13 protein-coding genes and 1 pseudogene are annotated in these 17,889 nt (G+C 72.9%); 4 read left to right on the top strand and 10 right to left on the bottom strand.

Going from position 1 to position 17,889, the window contains the following annotated elements:
* The first annotated feature begins 75 nt into the window (after positions 1 to 75).
* Positions 76 to 774: a M12 family metallopeptidase gene (locus ACWEMJ_RS15555; RefSeq protein WP_452137560.1), complete on the top strand. Its 699-nt coding sequence runs from the start codon at positions 76 to 78 to the stop codon at positions 772 to 774.
* Positions 775 to 941: 167 nt separating this feature from the next.
* A pseudogene (locus tag ACWEMJ_RS15550) lies at positions 942 to 1,130 on the top strand (AbiJ-related protein); the annotation flags it as partial.
* A 795-nt stretch (positions 1,131 to 1,925) separates the two neighbouring features.
* On the opposite strand, the gene ACWEMJ_RS15545 reads toward ACWEMJ_RS15550, so the two are convergent.
* From ACWEMJ_RS15545 to ACWEMJ_RS15525, 5 genes are all read right to left on the bottom strand, one after another.
* Entirely contained in the window at positions 1,926 to 3,425 is a 1,500-nt protein-coding gene (locus ACWEMJ_RS15545; RefSeq protein WP_452137559.1) for a sensor histidine kinase, read from the bottom strand.
* A complete protein-coding gene (locus tag ACWEMJ_RS15540; protein ID WP_452137558.1) occupies positions 3,422 to 4,174 on the bottom strand; it encodes a response regulator transcription factor in 753 nt (250 codons plus the stop codon). The genes ACWEMJ_RS15545 and ACWEMJ_RS15540 overlap by 4 nt, the downstream gene beginning before the upstream one ends.
* Before the next feature lie 124 nt (positions 4,175 to 4,298).
* Positions 4,299 to 5,924 (bottom strand): CotH kinase family protein, encoded by a 1,626-nt coding sequence (locus tag ACWEMJ_RS15535; RefSeq protein ID WP_452137557.1) that lies wholly within the window; start codon positions 5,922 to 5,924, stop codon positions 4,299 to 4,301.
* Positions 5,924 to 6,601 (bottom strand): DUF4956 domain-containing protein, encoded by a 678-nt coding sequence (locus ACWEMJ_RS15530; RefSeq protein ID WP_452137556.1) that lies wholly within the window; start codon positions 6,599 to 6,601, stop codon positions 5,924 to 5,926. The genes ACWEMJ_RS15535 and ACWEMJ_RS15530 overlap by 1 nt, the downstream gene beginning before the upstream one ends.
* Positions 6,598 to 7,491, bottom strand: a complete 894-nt coding sequence (locus tag ACWEMJ_RS15525) for a VTC domain-containing protein (protein ID WP_452137555.1) — start codon at positions 7,489 to 7,491, stop codon at positions 6,598 to 6,600. Before ACWEMJ_RS15525 ends, ACWEMJ_RS15530 begins: the two co-directional genes overlap by 4 nt.
* Positions 7,492 to 8,392: 901 nt before the next feature.
* Here ACWEMJ_RS15525 and ACWEMJ_RS15520 point away from each other — a divergent pair.
* Positions 8,393 to 8,641, top strand: a complete 249-nt coding sequence (locus ACWEMJ_RS15520) for a hypothetical protein (RefSeq protein ID WP_452137554.1) — start codon at positions 8,393 to 8,395, stop codon at positions 8,639 to 8,641.
* 122 nt (positions 8,642 to 8,763) lie between these two features.
* Here the strand turns inward: ACWEMJ_RS15520 and ACWEMJ_RS15515 are convergent, their stop codons facing one another.
* From ACWEMJ_RS15515 to ACWEMJ_RS15505, 3 genes are all read right to left on the bottom strand, one after another.
* Complete coding sequence (locus ACWEMJ_RS15515; RefSeq protein ID WP_452137553.1) at positions 8,764 to 9,756, bottom strand: alpha/beta fold hydrolase; 993 nt, start codon at positions 9,754 to 9,756, stop codon at positions 8,764 to 8,766.
* A gap of 20 nt (positions 9,757 to 9,776) precedes the next feature.
* A complete protein-coding gene (locus tag ACWEMJ_RS15510; RefSeq protein ID WP_452137552.1) occupies positions 9,777 to 10,337 on the bottom strand; it encodes a carboxymuconolactone decarboxylase family protein in 561 nt (186 codons plus the stop codon).
* An 83-nt stretch (positions 10,338 to 10,420) separates the two neighbouring features.
* Complete coding sequence (locus ACWEMJ_RS15505; protein WP_452137551.1) at positions 10,421 to 12,907, bottom strand: ABC transporter permease; 2,487 nt, start codon at positions 12,905 to 12,907, stop codon at positions 10,421 to 10,423.
* A gap of 227 nt (positions 12,908 to 13,134) precedes the next feature.
* Here ACWEMJ_RS15505 and tsaD point away from each other — a divergent pair, with 227 nt between their 5' ends.
* Positions 13,135 to 14,199 (top strand): tRNA (adenosine(37)-N6)-threonylcarbamoyltransferase complex transferase subunit TsaD, encoded by a 1,065-nt coding sequence (gene tsaD / locus ACWEMJ_RS15500; RefSeq protein WP_452137550.1) that lies wholly within the window; start codon positions 13,135 to 13,137, stop codon positions 14,197 to 14,199.
* A 1-nt stretch (position 14,200) separates the two neighbouring features.
* Here the strand turns inward: tsaD and ACWEMJ_RS15495 are convergent, their stop codons facing one another.
* Together ACWEMJ_RS15495 and ACWEMJ_RS15490 are read right to left on the bottom strand one after the other, a co-directional pair.
* A complete protein-coding gene (locus tag ACWEMJ_RS15495) occupies positions 14,201 to 16,402 on the bottom strand; it encodes a tetratricopeptide repeat protein (protein ID WP_452137549.1) in 2,202 nt (733 codons plus the stop codon).
* The gene (locus ACWEMJ_RS15490; RefSeq protein WP_452137548.1) at positions 16,399 to 17,628 is read right to left on the bottom strand and encodes a hypothetical protein; all 1,230 of its coding nucleotides are present in this window, start codon (positions 17,626 to 17,628) and stop codon (positions 16,399 to 16,401) included. Before ACWEMJ_RS15490 ends, ACWEMJ_RS15495 begins: the two co-directional genes overlap by 4 nt.
* Between the last annotated feature and the right edge of the window lie 261 nt (positions 17,629 to 17,889).

The following is a 17,889-nucleotide window of genomic DNA, read 5'->3' as shown; positions in this document are numbered from 1 at the left end:
CGCGGTCTCGGGCGAGGACGCCGGACCTGCCGCGCCCGGCGCCCGCCGCCCGAGAACGAGGGGCACCGACAAGCCGTGGCCGTTCGCCGGTCCTTCGCCCACATCGCCGCCTCCGCCCTGCTGGTGCCCGCTGGCGCCGGTCCGCTGAGCCCGTCCGCCGGAGCTGACGAGCCCGACCCGGACGCACCGGAGGGCACGGCCTCCCTGACCGTCGACATCCTGAAGAGCGACGGCGGCGCGGACTTCGAGGAGCCCCTCGCCGGCCAGGTCGTCATCGCCCACTGGCAGCAGAACACCCCGATGAAGTTCGTCACCCGGACCACCGCGAACGCCAAGACCTACCCGGACTACGTGGAGTTCCAGCCCGGCGTGGACGGCGGCTGCAACTCCGAGGTCGGGCGCTTCCGCGGGCGGCAGGTCGTCAACATCCAGGACTCCGACGCTTGCGACGCCGTCGAACTGATCCACGAGATCGGGCACGCGGTGGGCCTCTACCACGAGCAGGAGCGCCTCGACCGAGACCAGTACGTCACGGTGGTGTTCGAGAACATCGACCCCGCCGACAAGCACAACTTCCAGATCCAGAAGGGCGAGAACACCTTCGGCACGGCCTACGACTACGCGTCGATCATGCACTACGGGATGAAGTCGTACTCCAAGAACGGCAAGAACACCATCACGCCGAAGAAGAAGCTCCCCGCCGGACTCGTCCTGGGCGAGACCACGGTGCTCTCCGTCGGCGACATCGCCGCGGTCAAGGCGATGTACAAGTAGCGCGACGCTCAGCGGCAGAGCCGGGCGACCAGCTCCAGCTCGTCCGCCAGCAGCGCCGGGTCGCGCGGGCGTTTGGGCGGGGTGGCCGACCCGGCCGACGACCGGTGGGATGCCGTCGACCAGGGCGAGGGTCCGAGTGACGTCCTTGACGTTGGCGGCGCGACACCAAAGAGGTCGAGCAACTCCAGACACTCATCAACGCAGCGCTGGTCCACAACAGATACGAACTCCCCGAGACCAACAGCATCAGCGGCGCACCCGTCTGCACGCCCCGCCCCATCGGCGCTGGCGTTCCAGACACCATGACGAACCTGTTCTTCGCCTCCAACGGGCCCAAGCCGGAGTTCATTCTCGGCGACGCCATCAACAACGACGTCCTCGCCGTCAAGAACGGCGAGTTCTGCCTCCAGTACGACCGTCCGTTGCCGGCATCCGGCCTCACCTGGGGTGGCCTGATCGACTGGTGGCGCACACATATGTCCTTCCCGGAGGACACAGCAGACGAGACCGTCGGCAAATCCCTGCACGGGCGGCTCCGGGCTTGGCTGCACTACGACCCTGAGCAACCTGAGGCGATCACCCCCGAAAGGCTCCTCTTCTGGACCTACTGCATGCGCCTATCCGATCAACGAGACAGGGAGCCGCATACCCCGCCTTGCTCCCCCAGGTCTACTTGCACCTCGACCCTCGAACACGCTCAGAGCGTGGGGGCAAGGACAGCGTCCTGGGCCGTGAACGCATGGACTTCCTTCTCCTGCTCCCAGGGGCTGCGCGAATCGTCCTGGAAGTCGACGGCAAGCAGCACCACGCCGAAGGCAACGTTGCCTCTCCACACCTGTACTCAAAAATGGTCACCGAGGACCGGGCCCTACGGCTCAAGGGATACAAGGTGTACCAATTCGGCGGCCACGAACTCGGGCAGGGGCAGGCTCAGCGTCGTGGTCTCCGCTCAGCGTTTCTCGCCACCTCCCATCGTCATCACCGTTGCGTGTGCACTGGTTGTGAAATGATCTTCCATGCGACCCCTATTCCTACAGGTCCGAGGCATGTTCGGTCAGAACTACGACCTGTAGGACCCCATCTGACCTGCGGAAATGCAGTTTTATCTCTCATCGTTTCCGCAGGTCGGGCAAGGCCCGTGGGGAGTGCGGTCAGTGGGGTTCCGGGGCGGGCGGCAGGAGGAGGCGGAAGGTGGAGCCGCGGGTGGGGTGGGTGTCGAGTTCGAGGCGGCCGCCGTGGGCGGTGGCGATGGCGGCGGCGATGGCGAGGCCGAGGCCGGTGCCGGGCTCCGGGGTGGGGTCGGCGCGGTAGAAGCGGTCGAAGATCCGGGGGGCGTCGGCGGGGTCGATGCCGGGGCCCTCGTCGGCGACCTCCACCACGCAGACCGGTGTGCCGGGCGGTGGCAGCGGTCCGCGGCCGGGGTGCGGGTCCGCGGTGGCGCGGGTGGCGCCGACCCTGACCCGGATCCGGCCGGTGGGGGGTGTGTGGGTGACCGCGTTGGAGAGCAAATTGCCCAGGATCTGGGCGAGTTGGTGGGGGTCGCCGGGGGTCTCGACGATGTCGAGGTCGCTGTCCGCCGCCGTCGAGGGGGTCGGCAGCGGCTCCAGGGTGATGATCCGGCGGGGGTGGCGGATCGCGGTGGTGGCGATGGCGTCGGCCGCCAGCGAGAGCAGGTCGACGGGTTCGCGGTGGACGACGGGGGCCGCGCCGAGCTTGGCGAGCAGGAACAGGTCGTCGACCAGGCGGCTCATCCGGTCGGCGTTGTGGGCGATCAGCGTATGCGCCTCTCGCCGCCGGTCGGCGGTCAACTCGGGCGCTTCGAGCAGGAGTTCGGCGAAGCCCTGGATCGCAGTGAGCGGGGTGCGCAGTTCGTGCCCGGCGTCGGCCATGAAGTGGCGCAGTCGGGCCTCGGACGCCTCGGTCCGGTGCAGGGCGGTGCGCAGCCGGTCGAGCATGGTGTTGAGGGCCAGGCCGAGCCGGCCGACCTCGGTGTCCGGGTCCGCCACCGGGACGTTCAGTTCCAGCGCGCCGGCGGTGATCCGCTGGGCGGTGTGCTCGACCCGGGTGAGGGGGCGCAGACCGAGCCGGACGGCGCCGTTGCCGAGGAGTACGACCCCGGCCGCGACGACGCCGCCCAGGCCGAGGGAGAACCAGAGCAGTTTGGTGGTCACGCCGTCCACGGCGTCCAGCGGCAGGGCGACCACGGCGCGCATCCGGTCCGGCCCCTGGTAGGAGACCGCCCGCCAGCCGGAGGCCCGGCCGCCGCCCTCGGACGGGAGGGTGGCCGGCCTCCCCTCGGCCAGCGTCAGGTCCGCCTCCCGCGGTGGGAGGCGGGGTCCGGGGCGGCCGCCGTCGGCGCTGCTCAGCGAGGAGGCCAGCAGGTTCCCGTCCCGGTCGTAGAAGAACACCCGGTAGTCCGAGGGCAGCGCGCCGTCCGGTCCCGGCGGGGGCGGCCCGTCGGCCCCGGTGGTGCCGGGGTAGACCTGCGGCGGGGGTCGGAAGTGCGCGAGTCGGGCGTCGACCTGGGCGGTGAGCCAGTCGCGCACCACGGCCAGGCCCGCCAACTGGCACAGCAGGACGACGCCGGTGGCCAGCACTCCGGCGATCAGCACCAGTCGGCCGCGCAGGGAGCGCGGGCGGGGCCCGCTCACCGGTCGGCCCCCGGGGGTGTGCCGGGGCGCGGCAGGCGCAGGCAGTAGCCGACGCCGCGCACGGTGTGGATCAGCGGGGGCTCGTCCCGGTCGATCTTGCGGCGCAGGTTCTTGATGTAGGTGTCGACGATCCGGGTGTCGCCGACGAAGTCGTAGTTCCAGACCTTCTGGAGGATGTCGGCCTTCGTCAGCACCCGTTCGGGCTGGGCCAGCAGGCATGCCAGCAGCCGGAACTCGGTGGGTGACAGCCGCACCGGCAGGCCGGCCCGGTGGACGTCGTGGGTGGCCTCGTCCAGGGTGAGGTCCGCGTAGCGCAGCGGCGGGTCGGGGTCGGTGGCCGGCCCGGGGGCGGTGCCGCGACGCAGGATGGCGCGGACCCGCAGCAGCACCTCCTGGACGTGGAACGGCTTGGTGACGTAGTCGTCCCCGCCGGAGCTCAGCCCGGCGATCCGGTCCTCGACGTCCGCTCTGGCGGTCAGGAACAGCACCGGTGTGTGGACGCCCCGGGCCCGCAGCGCGCGGGTGAGCCGGAAGCCGTCGGTGTCCGGGAGCATCACGTCCAGCAGGATCAGGTGGGGCCGGCAGCGGCCGACCTCGAACATCGCCTCCCGCCCTGCGGACGCGCACACCACCGTGTAGCCGGCCACGCCGAGCGCGGAGGCGAGCAGGGTGCGGATGCTGGCGTCGTCCTCCACCACCAGGACGGTGTGGCCCGCGGTCGTACGGGCGGGGTTGTAGGGGTCGGTCACGTTCTGGCACCTCGGGGTCGGGACGGGTGTGAGCCGCACGGCCCCGGAACGGTCGTGCGGCGCGGTCGCGGGCGGGCGCCCCGGGCAGCTCCCCTGCCGGAGGGCCGCCCGGGGCACCTGGGCCTCAGCCGGTCACCTCCGGGTCCTTGGCCAGGGCCGCGGTGCGGTCGGCGACCGTCCCCGCGAGCTTGGCCACCGCGGCGTCCAGTTCCGGGGAATCGGTGCCCGCGGCGCGGGCCTGCCGCGCGACCGCGTCCAGTTGCTGCGACGCCGCGCCCGAGCCGTAGAACTTCTCGTACAGCTCCCGGTACGCCTTCTTGTAGACGCCGTCGAAGGCGTCGGAGGCGAGGAACTTGGTCTTCAGGGCGTGCTGGGCGAACCCGCCCCTGCCGCCCGGACCGCCCTTCCCGTCGGGATCGCCCTGAGGCACGTCCTGGCCCTGGGGCACGGGCCCGCCCTGCCCCTGGGGCACGGGCCCACCCTGGCCCTGGCCGCCCGGCATCATGCCGCCGCCCATGCCGATCGAGTCGTCCGGCCCGGCGGTGGCGTCGCCACTGAAGGTCAGGTTGTAGTCCCAGCCCAGGACGGAGAACTTCTTGGTGTCCAGGTCGTACCGGAGCAGGTAGTTCTTGCCCGGTCCGGCCATGTCGTCGAAGTTCAGCAGCAGGTTCTGCGCGGCGACGTAGGAGGCGAGGGACTCGACGTCGACGTACTTGTCGAGGTCCCGGGCGAACTCCTCGTCCGAGGCGCTGTCGACCCACTTGATGAGCTTCATCACCGGTTCGAGGTCCTGGCTGCCCTTCTTGTTGAGCTGCTTGAAGGAGTCCTCGTACTCGCTGGGGTCGTCGCCGCGGTACGCGAAGCTGCCGCCCGCCCTGGCCTTGTACAGCACGCCGTTGCCGTCGCCGGTCTGCTCCGCGTAGTCGGTGTCGGGTGCCTCGACCATGAGGCGGGCGGCGGCGGGCCGGTCGTTCACCTTCAGTTGGGTGAAGCCGTAGCGCTCGGCCCGCTGCCCGCTGTGCTCGGTCAGGGACAGCGACAGGGCCTCGTTGAGGGGCAACTGGCTGTTGCTGCCGGGGCGCAGGGAGATCTCCCGTTCGCCCTGGTAGGCGCGGCCCTTGACGTACTCGTCGATCTTGACGAGCCAGGGCAGCTCCTCGGGCTTGTCCGCCGAGAGGTTGTACTGCACCATCCCGCCCGGAGCGCCGCCCGCACCACCCGGTCCGCCCGCACCGCCCGCGCCGCCGGCTCCTCCGGGCCGGGCGCCCTCGGGGAGCTGCATCCCGTCCGGGAGTTGGGGCATCCCGCCCCCGGGGAACTGGCCGCCGCCCGGCATGCCCTTGTTGCCGCGCAGCGAGGACAGGGTGGAGTTGCCCTTCAGCCGGATGCCGACGTTGTCGAGGCGGACGCCGTCGATGACCAGGTCGGCTTCGATGTACTCCTTGGTGCCGTCGTCCTTGAACTCCTTCATCATCTTGTCGAAGTCGGTCTGGTGGTAGGTGAGTTGGATCGAGTGCGACACCGAGGTGTCGTACAGCCCGACCGTGCCGGGGACGTCCTCGGTGATCGCGTCCGCCTCGACCCGGGAGGACGAGGTCACGTACGGGGAGATCCGCGCGTCACCGAGGAACCAGACCATCGCGGCGAGCCCGACGCCCAGGGTCGCGGCCGGCTTCCAGTGGTGGCGCAGCCGGACGGGCACCCGGTCCTTCAGCCGCCTCCGGCGCTGCGCGGGGGTCTCGCCGTCCATCACAGGTCCGTGGTGTCGTAGCCGGTGAGGACGGTGACCCGCTGACCGGAGGTGCGCTCCTGGAGCGCGCCGACCAGGTCGCCGGGCTCGGCGCCCTTCTTCAGGCGGACCGTGTAGAAGACCTCGCAGAGCGCGCCGCCGCGGATGGTCTCGGTGCTGACCAGCTCGAACTCGCTGGTGTACTTGATCAGCACGTCGCGGATCTGCGGGGTGTGGTCCTCGCCCGCCGGCACCTGGACCTTGACGACCTGGCGCTGCACGTTCAGCGCGAACCAGTTGAACTTGGACATCAGCAGGACGACGGCGCAGATGACCACGGCGCCGACCGCGGCGAGGGTGTAGAACCGGGCACCGCAGGCCATGCCGATGGCCATCGCCAGGAAGATGAAGCCGACGTCCCTGGTCTCCTTGACGGCGTTCCGGAACCGGACCACGGACAGGGCGCCGACCAGGGAGAACGCGCGGGCCAGGTTCGATCCGACGACCAGCATGATCAGGGCCACGACCATGCCGACGATGACCAGCGTCTGCACGTAGGACTGGCTGTAGGAGACGTTCCGGTGGGTGTACCGGTACACGTAGCCGATGAGGACGGACAGGAGGAACGAGAGCGCCATGGCCGCTACCACGTCGGCGACGCTGAACGTCCCGCTCAGTTCCTGCAGGTCGAAGTTCACTGTGCTCCTGCCTTCAGCGGCGCGCCGTCGCGCGCCGACCGCTCGGGGGTGGGAGTGGTGACGGGAGGCGGGCAGTCCGCCTCGTGGACGTGGAAGACCGAGCGCGGGGCCAGGCCGAACGCCTCGACGGACTGCACGTACTTGGAGACCCGGACCAGGCTGAGGTTGCGCCGCGCGGCCAGGTCGGTGATCCAGTGCGGGGTGCGCTCGTTGACCTTGATCTCCATCACCGACATGTGCGGCGGGAGGGTGAACCGGTTCTCCGCCCCGGGGGTGCCGAAGTGGAAGTCCCGGTCCCGGCCGCGGATGCGGCGGTCGAAGGTGACCCGCAGCCCGGTGTCGGCGTCCCGGCCGACCAGGGCCTCGCGCTGGTAGCCGGTGATCGCGGTGGGCCGCAGGTCCAGCCGCACGACCAGGTCGAGCACCTCCTGGACGAAGGGGCTCTCCTTCGGCGTGTGCTCCACCAGCTGCCGGGCGTCGCACAACTGCCGTGCCACGGCGTACGGGAGGGTGATGCGGCGCTTCTGGGTGACCCGGTTGACCCGCTGCTTGATCTCCACGCAGACCGGCGACTCGTCGGTGACCGATTCGAGGTCGCCGTAGTGCCGCACGCGCAGTTTGCGGCGGAACTTGAGGCCCTCGATCTTCTCCCAGTAGAAACGGAGCTGCGGACTGTCGTAGTACAGGCTCCACACGCCGTAGCCGCCGACCGGGCTGTGCAGGTCCCGGTCCATCCGCTCGGCCAACTCGTCCCGGATCTCGGCCGCCTGCTCCACCGGGACCAGGTACTTCAGCTCGAACCGGTTGAACGCGTGCAACCGACTGGCCACGTGCAGCGGCTCCTCCTCCGCACTGCTCCCGCGCGCCCCGGCCGCCTCCGACAGCGACATCGCGCACCTCCTGACTCGTTCGTTGCGTACCGACCGACAGCGGTCACACAACCAACGGCACATGAGGGACGAATGAAAATCCCGGGTTGATTCGAGGAGTATTCGAAGTGGCAAAAACATGCACACCGGGTGATTGATCGGTGAACAGCACGTACGGCTCCCCGCCGCGACGACGGAGCAGGGCAAGGGCGTACTGGGGACCGGCCTCGGCGGCAGGACGGCGGCCGACACCGGCGACCGGGGCGACTGCCGGCCGCTGACGACGCGTCCGGTGCCAACGGGCGTTCAGGACCTGCCCGACGTTCACCCGCGCGCATCAAATGCGCACCCGGACTGCCCCCACGGGCGGGCGGCTTCGAAGTGGTCCGTGGGACGTTCGGAGGGCGGGATTCCGACCGCGAGCCGAAACGATCAAGGGAGACGGCGTGAAGCCCCCTAAATCATCAGGGACTTCTGTCCGACTTCGCGCGAACTCCTCGAATTCCCAGATGTCTCGCATCAATACCAGACCCCGGGGCAGCATGTTCTCTTTCGAGGCGAGCCTCCGAAAATCCCGGGGATCTGGACATCAGAACTTTCTCGGAGAAAAGAGCCGGCGATGAAAATTGCTCACAGGCGCGTCCTCGTCACCCTCGGCGTCCTTGCCACGGTCAGCGCAGGCGCCATTGCCACCCAGCCTGCCTTCGCGGACAAGTCCGGAGACAGGGGCGGCGGCCACCACTGCCACCACGAATGCACGGGCCCGCAGGGGCCGGAGGGACCAGAGGGTCCGGAGGGACCGGAGGGACCGGAGGGACCGGAGGGACCGGAAGGGCCAGAAGGGCCGCAAGGACCGGAGGGGCCACAGGGTCCGCAGGGCCCCGCCGGTCCGCAGGGGCCTGCGGGGGTCACGTCCTTCGACGTGGTGCAGGCGACCGTGCACATCCCGCCGTCCACCCCGGACAACGTCCCCGTGCCGACCCCGGTCTGCCCGGCGGGGTCGGCGCCCGTGAGCATCGGGGGCGATGTCGCTGGTGACGGGCTCTACAGCCCGTTCCGGCAGACCGGCACCCGCCTCAACCCCGACGGGACCGGCTACGTGCGGTTCTCCACCGGTACGGCCGAGGGCGATGTCGTCGTCTACACCGTGTGCGCCGCGTTGTCCGCCTGACCTCCGGTGCCGGCCCTGACCCGGATGCGGCCGGTGGCGGGCGGGTGACCGGCCGCCCGGTGCCGTGCACCGACCGCCGCCGGTCGCGGACGAACGACTGGCGGCGGTCGTGGTGGGGGCGGTCAGGCGCGGGCGAGGCGGGCGACGAGGTCGAGTTCGTCGGCGAGGAGGCGGGGGTCGCGGGGGCCGGCGTGGGGGGCGGGGAGGGTGCGGGTGCGGAAGGGGTTGTGGGGGGTGAGGGCGTCGGCCTCGCGGATCATGAGGTCCTGGAGCGGGAGCGGGATGGTGTGGTCCTGGCTGTAGCGGAGGTAGGTGCGCGGGACGCGGCCCCAGTGGGCGGGGAGGCCGCGGGCGGATTCGCTGGTGCCGAGGGCGGCCGACTCGTCCGGTTCCAGGATGTTCATCAGGGCGCGGACTTCGGCGTCGGTGCGGTCGGCGGCGAGGGCGTCCTTGACGGCGGCGAAGAAGGCGGGGTCGCCGGAGCGCCAGTTGATCCGGCTGACGCCGAGCTCGGGCGGGGTCGGCACCGGGGGGATCCGGAACATGGAGCTGGCGGCGCCTTCGGGGGTCATGACGAGTTGCAGCACGGAGGCGTGCCGGGTGGGGCAGAACGCGGAGGCGTAGACGAGGTGCGCGATCAGGTCGGGCACCCGGTTGGCGACCGCGTTGAGGGTGGCGCCGCCGAGGCTCGACCCGACCAGGACGACCGGGCCGTGTCGGCGGGCCTGCCGCACCGCGTCGACGACGTGCGCGGCGCAGTCGTCCAACGTCACCGCGGCGATCGGGGACGGTTCGGTGCGCAGCCGTTCCAGGTCCTGCGGGAACTGGTAGGACTCGGGGAGGTACGCGCCGTGCCCGTGCCCGGGCAGGTCGACGGCGATCGCGCGGTGCCCGCGCAGGCCGAGTTCGCGCAGCAGGGGCTGCCAGTAGAAGGAGTTGCTGCCCGAGCCGTGCACGAGGACGAAGGTGGGCGTGCCGCGTCCGGGCCCGTCCGCGTGTGCGGCGGTGCTGCTCGCGCCCGCGGCGGTGAGTGCTCCGGCGCCGATCACGGCCGCCTTGAGGGCGCTCCGTCGCGACGTGCTGCCGGCCTCAACGGTGTGCTGCTGCTTGGTCATTGACATTCCTTTCGCGGAGTTCAGGCGGTGCGGGGCGGGACGGCGCAGCGGTCGGAGAAGCCCTGGCCGACCAGTCCGAAGGCGCTGTTCACCCGGGAGCGGAGGTTCTCGACGGCGATCATCGCGGTGAGTTCGACGAAGGCCGCCTCGCCGAGGGTGCGCAGCAGGCGGGCGGCGAGTTCGTCGGTGACGGTGGGCCGGGTCTCGGTCATCGCCTCGGCGTACTCCAGCACGTCGAGCTCCAACTCGCCGAAGAGTTCCCGGTGTTCGCGCCAGGTGGGGACGGCGCGGATCTTCTCGGCGGGCAGGCCGTGCTGGTGCGCCTCCCAGTAGCCGAAGTCGGTGCACCAGGTGCAGCCGATGAGGTGGGCACTGGCCATCACGGCGAGGAGTTTGAGCGCGGGGTCGAGCTTGTCCCATTTGGCGAGCCGCAGTTCGAAGCGGCTGGTGTCCATCAGCACCTTGGTGTGGTGGGCGAGCGCGCGGGTGGGGTCCAGGACGGTGCCGTAGGTGCGCCTGCTGTACCACTCGCCGATGCGGTAGAGCAGGGTGCGGGGCGGGTCGAGGGAGATCCGGGCCATGGTGTTCGCCTCCGTTGCGGCTGGTGTGTCGCGGCTTTCAGGAGGGAGACCGGGCAGGGCCCGGGAATGTGACAGCGGGGCGGTCAGCTCGCGTGCAGGGCGGCGACCACCGTCATCCGGCCGACCCGGCGGGCGGGGAGGACGGCGGCGGCGAGGCCGATCAGGACGGTCAGGGCGAGCGAGGCGAGGACGGGAAGGACCGGGGGGCCGCCGACGGTGCCGAGGGTGGAGGTGACGGAGCGGGCGGCGGCCCAGCCGTAGGTGAGGCCGAGGGCGGTGCCGGCCAGGGCGGCGGCGAGGGAGAGGAGCAGGGCTTCGAGGGTGAGCATGCGGCGCAGTTGGCGGCGGGACATGCCGATGGCGCGGAGCATGCCGATCTCGCGGGCGCGTTCGCTGACGCTGAGGGTGAGGGTGGCGGCGACGCCGAGGCCGGCGATGGCGACGGAGAAGGACAGCAGGGCCATCGAGACCTGGGTCATCCGGTCGAGGAGGGAGCGCAGGGTCTGGGCCTGGGCGGCGGTGTCGGTGACCTGGATCTGCGGGTGGCCGGCCAGGGCGCGGTCCATGGCGCGGCGGGCGGTGAGGCGGTCGGCGCCGTCGGCGGGGCCGACCCAGACGGTGGTGACGGGCGCGCCGGGGGCGAGCCGGTCCAGGGTGGCGGGGGTGACCAGCAGGAAGGCGCCGCTCTGCAGGGTGAAGGGCAGGCTGGTGCGGTCGGCGGCGAGGCGGAGGTCGGTGGCGGGCCGGCCGGGAACGGTGACGTGGACCTGCTGCTTTCCGTCGGCGAGGCCGCTGAGCGCGGTGCCGTCGGTCAGGGCGCGGGCCTGCTCGACGCCGTCGGCGTCGGGGTTGAGCCGGGCCGGGTCGACGGCGGCGAGCAGGGTGGGGCGTCCGTCGACGTCGGCGGAGACGGAGCGGACGGGGGTGAGGTCGAGTCCGGGCTGGTTGCCGAGGGCGGTGAGCGCCTCGGCGGGCAGGGGGCCGCCGGTGGCGGGGGCGGCCGAGAAGGCGGCGGGCTGGCGGGCGGAGACCACCGGGACGAGCGAGTGGGAGGTGATGTCGAGGGCGGTGACGGCCGCGACCATCACGGTGACGCCGAGCAGCAGGGCGGAGCCGGTGGTGCCGGTGCGGGCCGGGTTGAGCCGCAGTTGCTGGGTGGCGAGCCGTCCGGCGGTGCCGGCCAGGCGGCGGGTCGGGGCGCCGAGGGCGACGATCACGGCGGGCAGCAGGCGGTGGGCGAGGCGCAGTACGCCGAAGAAGCTGCTGATCGCGCCGAGGGTGACGGCGAGCAGCGACAGCGGCGGCGGCACCAGCACGCCCGCCGTCAGCGTGGCGGCGCCGGCCAGCAGCAGCGTCGCGGACCAGGCGGCGGCGCGCAGCCGCGCGGCGGGGGCGGCGGTGCGGTGGGCGCCGCCGAGGGCGGCCACGGGCGGCACGGCGGAGGCCTGCTTCGCCGGTCCGCGGACGGCCAGCAGGGTGAGCAGGACGCCGAACAGGCCGGCCAGGGCGCAGGTGAGCGGGGACGGCAGCAGGTCCAGGTGCACCGGTCCGAGGTCGGCGTACCGGGCCAGGCCGGTGGCGGCGGCGCCGAGTCCGACGCCGAGCAGCACGCCGGCGGTGGAGGCGCCGATGCCGAGCAGCAGGCCCTGGCGGCGGATCAGCCGGCGGACCTGGGTGCGGTCGGCTCCGACGCAGCGCAGCAGGGCGAGTTGGCGGGTGCGCTGGGCGAGCAGGACGGAGAAGGTGTTGCTGACCACCATGCGGGCCACCGCGAGCGCGATCAGTACGAAGGAGAGGGCGGCGACCAGCACCACGCCGTACATGGTGGTGCTCTGCCGGGTCGCCTCGGTCACGGACGCGGCCCGGGTGCGGACCTGGGGTCCGTCGCCGAGGGCGGTGCGCAGGGCTTCGGCGGCGGTGGTGCGGGAGGCGCCGGGCCGGAGGCGGACGTCCAGTTGGGCGGCGGTGACGGCGGTGGCGTACCGGTCGACGGCCTCGGCGGGGACGGCGACGATCGGGTGTCCGGCGAGGCTGGGCGCGCCGCGGCCGTCGAGGGTGCCGACCAGGCGGGCGGTGGCGGTGCTGCCGTCGGGGCGGGTGAGTCGCAGGTCGGCGCCGGGCGCGGCGTCGAGGCGGTGCGCGGTGTCGGTGTCGAGGAGCGCCTCGCCGGGGGCGTCCGGCCAGCGGCCGTCCTTGAGGAGTTGCCAGCGCAGGGCCGGGTCGGCGGCGACGGCGGTCACGGTGGCGGCGGTGTCGAGGGGTTGTCCGTCGGCGGTCAGCAGGGTGCCGCGGCCGGTGAGGCGCAGTGCGGTGTCGGCGACGCCGGGGGTCTGCCGGGCGCGGGCGGCGGCGGTGGCGTCGAGTCCGCCGTTCGCGGCGGGCCTGGTCACCTGGAGGTCGCCGGGGCCGACCTCGGCGGCGGCGCTCTGGCTGTAGGAGTCCACCAGGGCGCCGCTGCCGCCGACGGAGGCGATCAGGAAGACCACGCCCAGGGCGATCGCGGCGCCGCTCAGCACCAGCTGTCGCAGTTGTCCGCGCAGCTCGGCGACGGTGTATCGGTAGGTCGTCATGGTTCCTCGGTTCGCGCCCCCGACCGGTGATGAGGTGGCGTCAGGTGGCTGTTGACGAGCCTAGGGAGGGTGCCGGGGCGGGCCGTCGGCACCAGGTCGCGATCTTGGTCGGTCCGCAGGTCGAGGCGGGTGTCCGCGCCCTCCTCCTGTGGAGGTACGCCGACCCCGACCGGACTTGTTGCACACTATGTGCAATTACAAGTCTGATGCGAGAGTGGTGCGGGCCGATGCCGAAGTCGCCGGTGGTGCTGGGAATCGAGTCGTCCTGCGACGAGACGGGAGCCGGGCTGGTCCGGGACGGGGTGCTGCTCGGGCAGGCGGTGGCGTCGAGCATGGACGAGCACGCCCGGTTCGGCGGGGTGGTGCCGGAGATCGCCGCGCGGGCGCACGTGCACGCGATGGCGCCGGTGGTCCGGGAGGCGCTGGGGCGGGCCGGGCTGACGCTCGGGGACGTGGGGGCGGTGGCCGTCACCACCGGGCCGGGGCTGTCGGGGGCCCTGCAGGTCGGGGTGGCGGCGGCGAAGAGCTACGCGTTCTCGCTCGGGGTGCCGCTGTACGGGGTGCACCACCTGGCCGGGCACGTGGCCGCCGCCGGGCTGGCCGGCGGGCCGCTGCCGAACCCGTGCGTGGTGCTGATCGTCTCCGGCGGCCACACCTCGCTGCTGCTGGTGCGCGACCTGGCCCGCGACCCGGTCGTGCACCTCGGCGACACCCTGGACGACGCGGCCGGCGAGTGCTTCGACAAGACCGCGCGCATCCTCGGCCTGCCCTACCCGGGCGGGCCCGCGATCGACCGGGCGGCCCGCGGCGGCGACCCCGGCGCGGTGCGGCTGCCGCGCCCGCTCACCGGGCCCGGCGACGACCCGTACGCCTTCTCGTTCTCCGGGCTGAAGACGGCCGCCGCCCGCTGGGTGGAGGGCCACCGGGCGGCGGGCGGCGAGCCGCCGGTGGCGGACGCGGCGGCCTCGGTGCAGGAGGCGATCGCCGACACGCTGACCCGCAAGGCGGTGCGGGCCTGCGTCGACCACGGCGTCGGCACCCTGGTGGTGGTCGGCGGGGTGGCCGCCAACTCGCGGATCCGGGCGCTGACCGAGCAGCGCTGCGCCGCCGCCGGGATCGCGCTGCGGGTGCCGCCGCTGTCGCTGTGCACGGACAACGGGGCGATGGTCGCCGCGATCGGCGACCTGCTGGTCCGGTCCGGCGCCGAGCCCGCGCCGCTGGACGTGTCGATCGACCCGTCCGCGCCGCTGGAGTTCGCGGCGCTGACACCGCGGGCCCGGCGCGCGGCCTGACTCAGCCCGCCAGCAGCGCCCTCAACTCGGCTGTCTCGTCGGCGAGTTCGGGGTCGTCCTCGGCGGCGCGGAGGTCGGCCTCGGCCTCCGGCCGGCGGTCGAGGCGGTGCAGCGAGCGGGCCCGCTGGAGGTGGGCGGCGGGGTCGGCGGTCTCGGCGATCACCGCGTCGAGCAGGGCGACGGCCTCGGCGTGCTGGTCGGCGTCGTGGTGGGCGACGGCGAGGTTGAAGCGCAGGCCGGGGTCGTCGCTGAGCCGGACGGCGTGCGCCAGGTCGGCCAGCGCGGACGCCAGGTCGCCGTCGCCGTAGGCGAGTTCGCCGCGCAGGGCCCAGGCCTCGGCGAGTTCGGGGTCGGCGGCGAGGGCGGCCGAGCAGGCCGCGCGGGCCTGCTCGGTCAGGCCGTCGGCGGCGTCGAACTGGGCCTTGAGGCACAGCAGTTGGGGGTGCGCCGGGTCGACGGCCAGGCCGGCCGCGAGATCCCGCCGGGCGGCGTCCGTCTCGTCGAGCTCGGCGAGCAGGCTGGCCCGGTTCAGGTAGGCGTCGACGAACTCCGGGTCGAGTTCGACGACGTACCCGAAGTCGGCCACCGCGCCCTTCAGGTCGCCGAGTTCGGCGCGCACGTCGGCCCGGTTGTAGTACGCCTCGGGGAACGGCGGGGAGAGCCGGATCGCCTCGTCGAAGTCGGCCAGCGCGTCGTCGAGCCGGCCGGTGCGGCGCAGCACGATGCCCCGGTCGAAGTGGTACTCGGCGTAGTTGGGGTCGACGGCGAGCACCGCCGTGTAGTCGGCCACGGCCAGGTCGTGGCGGCCGAGGCCGGCGTGCACCTGGGCGCGGTTGTAGACCAGCACCGAGCGGTGCAGGGCGTGTTCGCCCGGGTCGAGGATCTCGTCCAGCCGGCCGATGCAGCTGTCGAGCAGGGCGAGCGCGGCCTCGGGGCGGCCGACCCGGACTTCGATCAGGGCCAGGCCGTTGCGGTTGAAGGCGGTGCGGAAGGCCCGTTCCTTCGGGTCGGGGGTCTGGACGGCGAACGCGATGGCCGCGTTGATCCAGGCACGGGCGAGCCGGTAGTCGCGGCGTTCGCCCTCCAGGAAGCGGGTGTAGAGCATGGCGCTGCCGTACGCGCACTGGAGGTGGATCTCGGGGTCGGCGCTGACCGAGCGGGCCTCCTCGTAGTACGGCAGGATGCCGTCGGGCCGGTCGAGGGCGGCCAGCGCGGTGGTGGGCTTGGCGATGAACGTCCACCAGTGCTTGGGGTGGGTGTCGTACGCCACCAGGGCCGCGCCGCGCGCGCCGTAGTCCAGGACGGCGTCGTAGAAGCCCATGTCGCAGCAGTACTCGCAGGCGTCGCGCAGCAGGTCGGCGCCGGCGCCGGCCGGGTCGCTGCCGCGTTCGGCGTGCCAGGCGATCGCGCCGAGGCGCAGCGACTTCTCGCCGAGCAGTTCCAGTTCGCTGCGGCGGGCGTCGTGCAGGGCGGCGCGTTCGGCGGCGGGCAGGGCGGCGTGGGCGCGGGCGGCGCGGGGGTCCTCGGTGGTGCCGTCCTCGCGGATGTAGCGGGCGGCGAGGGTGCGTTCGTCCTCCGCCGGCCGGGGCAGCGCCGGCCCGTCGACGGGGGTGCAGTGGGCGGCGAGGGCGGGGGCGAGCGGCGCGGCGGCGGTGCTCGCGCCCTCGGGGAGCGGGTCGGCGGTGCTGCCGACGACGACGGTGAGCAGGGCCGGGTCCATCCGGCGCAGCAGCACCGCGAGGAACTCGCCGTCGGTGGGGTCGGCGTGCTGCACGTCCTCGACGACCAGGGTGTGCGGGCCGCCGTCGAGGGTGCGGGCGTACTCGGTGAGGAACTCCACCAGGCCGTGGGCGATCCGCAGGGTGCGCAGCCGCGAGTAGTAGCGGGTGCGTTCCTTCGGCACGGCCAGCGAGGTCAGGGTCTCCCGGCCGGCCGGCACGACGGAGCGCAACTCCGGTGCGGTGGAAAGGATTTCGACGTCGTGCCGGTGCACGGCCTCGGGGCAGCGCAGCAGCGCGTCGGGGACGAGCTCGCGCAGCAGCGAGCCGACGGCGGTGTACGGGCCGCGCAGGCGGCGGTCCGCGCTGACGGTCGCCAGGCCGGGCGGCAGGTCGAGGGCGGCGCGGGCCTGCGCGCGGGCGGCGCGGTGCGCGGCTCGGACCCAGTGGTGGCGGTGGTCGGCCATGGCGGCGGTGCCTTTCATCCGAGAGCGGTCGGGAGGGGTGCGGCGGCTTTGCGGCGGCGGCGCTCGCGCCGGGCGAGGACGGCGACGGCGACGAGTTGCAGGACCGTCAGCGCGAAGAACACCGTCGAGTCGAGGAACTCGCCGAGCGGCGCCCGCCCGTGGAAGCGGTCCAGGGTGCCGGTGACGAAGCGGGCGCCGGCCGGGAGGACGCCGGCCGCGAAGACGCCCAGCGAGAACGCGTAGCCGACCACGATCAGCCAGGCGTACCAGCGGGCCGCGCGGCGGTCGCCCGGGTGCCAGGCCGACTCGTCCAGCAGCGGGCGGCCGGTGCGGCGGCGGACGGCGTTGCGCAGCACGCCCTGGGCGGTGCCGTGCAGGTCCTGGCAGCCGAGGACGGTGCTGAGCAGCACGTACAGGTCGGTGCGCAGGTGCAGGAACGCCTGCCAGAGCAGCCGCAGCAGGGTGGCGTAGGCGAGGGCGAGGCAGAGCCGGCCGGGGCCGCTGAGCGCTCCGCCGGGCAGGCGGGTGGCGTCGGCGGTGAGGGTGAGGGCGGCGGTCAGGACGGTGTCGGCGAGCATGCCGGCCAGGATCGGCAGGTAGCGGCGGGCGCGCGGGACGGCGACCAGCCCGTCCAGCGAGGTCTCCAGCACGACGAAGATCAGCCGGTGGCCGATCCGCAGCCGGGTGGGCAGGCCCAGCCGTCGCCCGGCGAGGGCGTGGAAGCCTTCGTGGACCAGGATCAGCGGGAACTGGCCGACGAACAGGACCAGCGCGACCACGGTGAAGTACGGGCTGAAGAAGACGTTCGTCGGCCGCGGCGCCAGGTCGGGGCTGCGGACGGCGGCGGCGATCCCGAGCCCGGTGATCAGCAGGTAGCAGATCCACGCCGGGGGGCTGAACGCGATCCGGCCGAGCCACCGCCAGCGCACCGGGGCCGCCGGGGCGGCGTCCCGCTCCCCCGGGTCGCGGACGAAGCCGAGCTCGACCAGGCCCTCGATCAGGTCCGCGATGTCGACGCTCTCGCCGTGCTGCCGTTCGTACGCCTGCGCGGCCTGACGCGGCGTCATGCCGTCGGCGAGCTGCCGGACCAGGTCGGCGCCGTCGGGCGGGAAGACCGCGTACGAGTCGGTGTCGACCCGGCCGACCGTCACTTCCTCGCCCTCGTCCAGGTAGACGAGCGGGTGCAGTGCGAGCGGGCTGTCGAGATCCGCGCCGGCCGGGGTGTCGGCGGGCGAAGGGCGCATCGGTCCTCCCGGAAATGTGGCGACGACGGGGCCGACTGCTCTTGGCAGCCGGCCCCGCCGGTCAGGCGTTCAGGCCTCAGGCGGCCGCACAGTTGCAGCCGTACATCGTCTGAGCGGCGCTGGTCAGCCGGACCGAGCCCGCCTTGCGGATGACGATCTTCTTCATGGTTCCCTCCCTTTCGAATCGTCTGGGAATACCAGAATGGGCACACAGGAATAGACCACGGAATGCATTCCGGGGCTCCCTGCCGTGGCTCCATC

Source organism: Kitasatospora sp. NPDC004531, from assembly GCF_053602195.1.
This window is presented reverse-complemented; position numbering and strand designations above follow the sequence as displayed.